This window comes from Clostridium intestinale DSM 6191 (assembly GCF_900130055.1).
Taxonomy (GTDB): Bacteria; Bacillota; Clostridia; order Clostridiales; family Clostridiaceae; genus Clostridium_T; species Clostridium_T intestinale.
Genome location: NZ_FQXU01000025.1, coordinates 21946 through 28397, shown reverse-complemented (window position 1 = coordinate 28397; position 6452 = coordinate 21946). Strand labels below are relative to the sequence as shown.

The window sequence follows — 6452 nt, the reverse complement described above, 5'->3', positions numbered from 1 at the left end:
TTAACCTGTGCAGGAGACTTAGCAAGGCTAGGTTATGAAGTTAAGATATTTGAAGCTCTACATGAACCAGGTGGAGTATTAGTATACGGAATACCGGAGTTTAGACTACCAAAGGAAACAGTAGTAAAAACAGAAATAGAAAATGTAAAGAAACTTGGAGTAGAAATAGAAACTAACGTTATCGTAGGAAGAACAATAACAATAGATCAACTATTCGAAGAAGAAGGATTTGAAGCAGTATTCGTAGGTTCAGGAGCAGGACTTCCAAAGTTCATGGGAATACCAGGAGAAAATGCAAACGGAGTACTATCAGCAAATGAATTCCTAACAAGAAGTAATCTAATGAAAGCCTTCAAAGAAGGTTACGACACTCCTATAAGAGTAGGAGATAGAGTAGCAGTAGTTGGCGGTGGAAATGTTGCAATGGATGCAGCAAGAACAGCTTTAAGACTAGGAGCAGAAGTTCATATAGTATATAGAAGAAGCGAAGCAGAGCTTCCAGCAAGAGTAGAAGAAGTACATCATGCAAAAGAAGAAGGAATAATCTTTGACCTTCTAACAAACCCAGTAGAAATACAACAAGATGAAAAAGGTTGGGTTACAGGCATGAAGTGTATAAGAATGGAACTAGGTGAACCTGATGCCTCAGGCAGAAGAAAACCAGTAGAAGTAGAAGGTTCAGAATTTGTAATGCCACTAGACACAGTAATAATGTCTCTAGGAACATCACCAAACCCACTAATATCTTCAACAACAAAAGGATTAGAAATAAATAAAAGAAGATGCCTAGTAGTTGAAGAAGAAACAGGGAAAACAACAAAAGACGGAGTATATGCAGGCGGAGACGCAGTAACAGGAGCAGCAACAGTAATCCTAGCAATGGGAGCAGGAAAAAGAGCTGCTAATGGAATCCATGAATATTTAAGCAGAAAATAAAGATAAGACTGTAGAGCTAACCTTAAAAATTAGTTCTGCAGTTTTTTTATATCTATATTTATTAGTAAGTTCAGAAACTGTTGCTAAATAACTATATTGAAATGATATATTATAAATACAAAATGACTAATAGATTAGAACAAACCCCTATAAAAATACAGCGGCTCGGTAGGAGACGTCTGTATTTTTATAGAAGAAGTTAACTGGAAAAGAAGTTAACTGGAAAAGAAGTTAACTGGAAAAGAAGTTAACTGGAAAAGAAGTTAACTGGAAAAGAAGTTAACTGGAAAAGAAGTTAACTGGAAAAGAAGTTAACTGGAAAAGAAGTTAACTGGAATCTAATAGAGCTTGAGAAGAAACTTCTACAGGGCAGTGGTTAGAAGGAACTTTTTTCTAGTTCTAATAGGTATTTTTTTCTTTCAATTCCACCAGCGTAACCTCCTAAATTGCCATTAGTTTTTATTACTCTATGGCAAGGTATGATAATAGCTAGCTGATTTGCACCATTTGCATTACCTACTGCTCTGACGAAGTTTTTGTTACCTAATTTATTAGCAATATCTTGATAGGTGCAGGTTGTTCCAGAAGGTATTGTCTCAAGGATTTCCCACACTTGTTTTTGGAATGGTGATCCATCTTTAAATAAGGGGATTGAAAAAGTTTGTAGTTTCCTTTGGAAGTATAATTTCAATTGTTCTTCAAGATTACTGTTGATTTCAGTTTGTCCAGGTATTATTCTAGCATTGTGTTTATTGCGTAACTTTTCAATTTCTTTCTCTAAGCCTCTTCTATCCATAAATTCTAGTAAATATAGATAATTTGTATCAGATAAACTTATCATTCGTCCAATAGGAGTTGAGATTATATTTGCATTTATAAGTGTAGCCTTAGTTTTCTTTGGAGGGTTTCCCATAATCTTTGTAAAGGCATCGTTAAAGCCACTTGAGGATTCATATCCTAGTGATAATTGCTGATCTATAACTTTATCTCCAGCTAATATTTGCTTAAAGGCCAACCCCATTCTCCTAGAACGAGCATATTGAACAAAGGTCATACCGTAAACATCCTTAAATTTTCTTCTTGCTGTAGCAGAATGAATTCCAAGTTCATGAAAATCTGATTCTTTCCATTTCTTTTCAGGATTTCTTTCAACTTCCTTAACTAATAGAGTTACTTCTTCAGGGATGTTATTGGGATAGGAAAGTGGGTTGCATATTTTACATGGACGAAATCCAGATAATAATGCTTCTTCAGCAGTTAAATAAAATTCGCAGTTCTCAAACTTTGGTTTTCTTGCTGTACATGTTGCGTGACAGAATATTCCTGTTGTTTTAATGCCAGCAAAAAAAGTCCCGTCATATGCAGGGTTTTTATCTAACAAGGCCTTATAAAATTCTTTCTTTTTATCCTCTGAAGTAATCATATGTATCTCCCCATTCTATTTATTATTGCAATTTGTGAATAAATTTATTATATTGCAATCTGTGCATATTTTTATTATAAAGAATAATTATAAAAATATCTTTCGAAAAATTAACAAGTATTTTTGTGCTTATTAAAAAAGCCAAAATATGCTATAATATGATATAATAAATTGTAGAATACTTAATGTGATTTCATGTAAGAATAAAGAAATAGGTAGAATTTTAAATATATATATAGAATTAAGAGAGGTAAGGTTTGAGGAATGGATTTTAAAAATGTAGAGTTTTTAGATGATAAAGTAATTTTAAAAGAATGCAGAAACTTTAATATAAAACAGACCTTTGAATGTGGCCAATGTTTTAGATGGGAAAAGACTAAAGATAACACTTACATCGGAGTTGTTTATGGGAAAGTAATTGAGCTTGAGCAAAAAGAGGATACTATAATAATTCATAATACTAACAAAGAAGATTTTGAGAACATATGGATAGATTATTTTGATTTAGAAAGAGACTACGGCAGCATAAAGGAAGAGTTATCTAAGGATGAACTTTTAAATAAAGCTGTTGAATATGGATATGGAATAAGATTATTAAATCAAGATCCATTTGAATTGGTAGTGAGCTTTATAATATCTGCGAGAAACTCTATTCCAGTAATAATGAAAACTATTAAAAAGATATCTGAAAGATGGGGAAAAGAATTAGAGTATAAAGGGAATACTTATTACGCATTTCCTACTCCTAGTGAGCTTAGAAAAGCAAGCTTAGATGAAATTAGAGATACTGGAGCTTCATTTAGAAGTAAATACATAGTTGATACTGTAGAAAAGGTTAATGTGGCTATTGAAGCGGGAAATGATAGTGAATTTAGTTTAGATAGAATAAAGAGTTTAAGTGATGATGAGTGTCATGTTGAACTTCAAAAGTTTCAAGGGGTTGGAGCAAAAGTTGCAGATTGTATAATGCTTTTTTCTATGAGAAAATACTCATCTTTCCCAGTTGATGTATGGGTAAAAAGAGCTATGCAACATTTTTATTTAGCACCAGATGTGTCATTACCTAAAATAAGAATATTTGCGAGAGATAAATTTAAAGAACTTTCTGGGTTTGCTCAACAGTATCTATTCTATTATGCAAGAGAAAATAATATTAAATTGTAATACAAAATTTGTAATACATGTATATGTAATACATTGGAAAGAGGGTCGAGTACTCTCTTTTCTTTTATTTCTTTTTACGTACATTTCTTGATTTCTTTATATTTATATGGCTGTCACCAGGATGTTTTTTTATAAATTTTAAGTAACGTTTAATTTTTTCATCTTCTTTAAGTAATGATAGTTTATATAAGTGTAGTGCCAGTTCTTTATTAGAATATAAAGCATGAATCTGAGCATGGCAGGGTTTGCATATCATTATAGTTCCAAGATGTCTTCCACCTTCTTCTCTAGGAATTAAATGATGTTCTGTTAGTTCTGAAATTTCTCTTTCACATAATGCGCAAATAAAAGTGTTCATAAAACCTCCAATAAAATAAGTTTATATTATATATTATTTCAAAATAAATAAAACTTAGAAGTGTAAACTTTTACTTAAAAACTTTAATTTGATAATAATATAGAAAATGAAAAGGATTAACTGTAGTAAAAATATAATAAACTTTAGGTAATTTTGGCACATTAAGAAAGTTTCTATAAGTCGAAGTTTGTTATTATTTTAACATAAAATGTGGTATAATTATAAAGTAATATTAAAAAATGGGAGAGTGTTAGAATGTTCCAGTTTGAAACCCAACTTAATAAATTGAAACATGAAGTATTAAAAAATGTTGCAATTTTAGCTAAAGAAAATAGGCTAAATCAAGAAGAATTAGAAAAAATACCTTATGAAATAATAACAGATGAAACGCCCAGATACAGATGTTGTGTATATAAGGAAAGAGCTATAGTTGCTGAAAGAGCAAAATTAGCAGCAGGATATTTAGCAGATGGAGATAAGATAAATTGTGAATTAATAGACATACGACCAAATGAACAGATAATTTATGTTATAGAGGCTGCTTGTGATAGATGCCCGATTAATAGATATACAGTTACAGATCAATGTAGAAATTGTTTGGCACATAGATGTTTAGAATCTTGTGCAGTTAATTCTATTTCTATGGTAGGAGGACGAGCTTATATAAATCAAGAAACTTGTAAAGAATGTGGAAGATGTAAGTCAGCGTGTCCTTATAATGCTATTTCAGAAGTTATGAGACCTTGTAAGGTATCATGCCCAACAGGAGCTTTAGCAGTAAACACTGAAGATAGAAGAGCCATAATAAAAGAAGAAGATTGTATTAACTGTGGAGCTTGTGTATCTGCATGCCCATTTGGAGCTATTTCTGATAAGAGTTTAATTGCACCAGTTGCTAAAAGATTAGGTAAAGGAAGAAAGATGTATGCTGTTGTAGCACCAGCAATATCAGGTCAATTTGGAGTGAAGGTTTCTTATGGACAAATCAAAAATGCTATAAAGAAATTAGGTTTTGAGGATATGGTTGAAGCTGCATGTGGAGCTGATGCTGTTACTGTTCATGAATCTAATGAGTTTGTTGAGAGAATGGAAAATGGAGATAAATACATGACTAATTCCTGTTGTCCAGGATTCTTAAGTTATATAGAAAAGAAATTCCCAGATCAAGTTGAAAAAATATCTGGAACAGTTTCTCCAATGGTTGCAACAGGAAGATATATAAAGGAAAAAGATCCAGAAGCTAAGGTGGTATTTATAGGACCTTGTACAGCTAAAAAGAGTGAGGCTGTAAGAGAATCTGTAGCTGATGCAGTTGATTATGTTTTAACCTTTGAAGAGTTATTTGCACTTTTAGAAGCCTTTGATGTAGATCCAGCTAATTGTGAAGCAGAGGTTGTAGAGGATGCATCTATATTTGGTAGAGGTTTTGGAATACATGGAGGATTAACTTCAGCTATTGAAAACTTCGTTTCAGAAAAAGGAATAGAAATAGAGTTTAAACCTGTAAAGGTTAGTGGAGAAGCTGAAATTAAAAAAGCTATGACTCTAGCAAAAGTAGGAAGATTAGATGGTAACTTCATAGAAGGAATGATGTGTGAAGGTGGCTGTATAAATGGAGCGGCTAGAATGGTAGCTCCAATGAGAGCTAAAACTGTATTTAATAAGTTAAATACACAAGGAAGCAAAAAAACAGTATTATCTAATGAAAAGATAGAAGAATTTCATAATATTAATTTAGAGAGATAAAATCATCAATATTTGGATAGAATAATAATTAAGAAATAATTAAGGAGCTTGTAACCAACAGGCTCTTTCTTTATAGATTATTTATTTATATAATTATCTAAATAAGGTTTTAAGGGATGATATATATGAAAGAATTTATTAAAAAACAAAAAATTAAATTGCTTTTAATTCCACTAATTATTGCTGCTATTGTGCTAATGGTTCAATATTATTCTAAAATAGTTTTGGTATTTAAAGATATTGAAAGTATTAAAGGAATTATATTAGGATATGGAAACTATAGCTTTATAATATATATTGCACTTCAGATAGTTCAGATTGTTATATTCTTTATACCTGGAGATATAATGCAGATAAGTGCAGGATTTATATTTGGCCCAATAAGAGGATTTTTATTGTCTTTTTTGGGGATTTGTTTAGGTACATCTATTGTCTTTTTTATATCACGAAAACTAGGTAAACCATTTGTAAATAAACTTGTATCAGAGAAAGATACCTGGATAATACATAAGCTTGAAAAATTGAAGGAACATCCTAAAAGAGATAAAAAACTTAGGAAAATAGTTTTTTTTACATATTTAATTCCGGGAATACCTAAAGATATATTGGGCTATATTTGTGGAGTTTCAGAGATAAGGTATAAAGATTTTATAATATATTCATCCATAGCTAGAATACCGGCTCTTTTTGTATCAAGTTTTTTTGGATATAAGTTATCCTTTGATAATTGGAAATTACTTGCTATAATAGCTATTATAAGTGTAATAGTTATTGTGATAAGTATAATAACAGGGAAAAAGATAATTTCCTCAATTGACGATTAAG

General features: G+C 31.2%; 6 protein-coding genes. 4 read left to right on the top strand and 2 right to left on the bottom strand.

Annotation, left to right across the window (positions count from 1 at the left end; all coding sequences use genetic code 11):
* On the top strand, positions 1-936 hold a 936-nt coding region (locus tag BUA92_RS22270; protein ID WP_073022823.1), incomplete at its 5' end, for an FAD-dependent oxidoreductase.
* A gap of 376 nt (positions 937-1312) precedes the next feature.
* Here the strand turns inward: BUA92_RS22270 and BUA92_RS22265 are convergent.
* Positions 1313-2359: a bifunctional transcriptional activator/DNA repair enzyme AdaA gene (locus tag BUA92_RS22265; RefSeq protein ID WP_073022822.1), complete on the bottom strand. Its 1047-nt coding sequence runs from the start codon at positions 2357-2359 to the stop codon at positions 1313-1315.
* A gap of 264 nt (positions 2360-2623) precedes the next feature.
* On the opposite strand from BUA92_RS22265, the gene BUA92_RS22260 reads away from it, so the two are divergent.
* Positions 2624-3523: a DNA-3-methyladenine glycosylase family protein gene (locus BUA92_RS22260; RefSeq protein WP_073022821.1), complete on the top strand. Its 900-nt coding sequence runs from the start codon at positions 2624-2626 to the stop codon at positions 3521-3523.
* Between the two features lie 64 nt (positions 3524-3587).
* On the opposite strand, the gene BUA92_RS22255 is transcribed toward BUA92_RS22260, so the two are convergent.
* A complete protein-coding gene (locus tag BUA92_RS22255) occupies positions 3588-3881 on the bottom strand; it encodes a hypothetical protein (RefSeq protein WP_073022820.1) in 294 nt (97 codons plus the stop codon).
* A 255-nt stretch (positions 3882-4136) separates the two neighbouring features.
* On the opposite strand from BUA92_RS22255, the gene BUA92_RS22250 reads away from it, so the two are divergent.
* Together BUA92_RS22250 and BUA92_RS22245 are read left to right on the top strand one after the other, a co-directional pair.
* Positions 4137-5627, top strand: coding sequence for a 4Fe-4S dicluster domain-containing protein (locus tag BUA92_RS22250; RefSeq protein WP_073022819.1), 1491 nt, complete (start codon positions 4137-4139; stop codon positions 5625-5627).
* Positions 5628-5752: 125 nt separating this feature from the next.
* Positions 5753-6451, top strand: coding sequence for a TVP38/TMEM64 family protein (locus tag BUA92_RS22245; RefSeq protein WP_175550944.1), 699 nt, complete (start codon positions 5753-5755; stop codon positions 6449-6451).
* Position 6452: the final 1 nt, after the last annotated feature.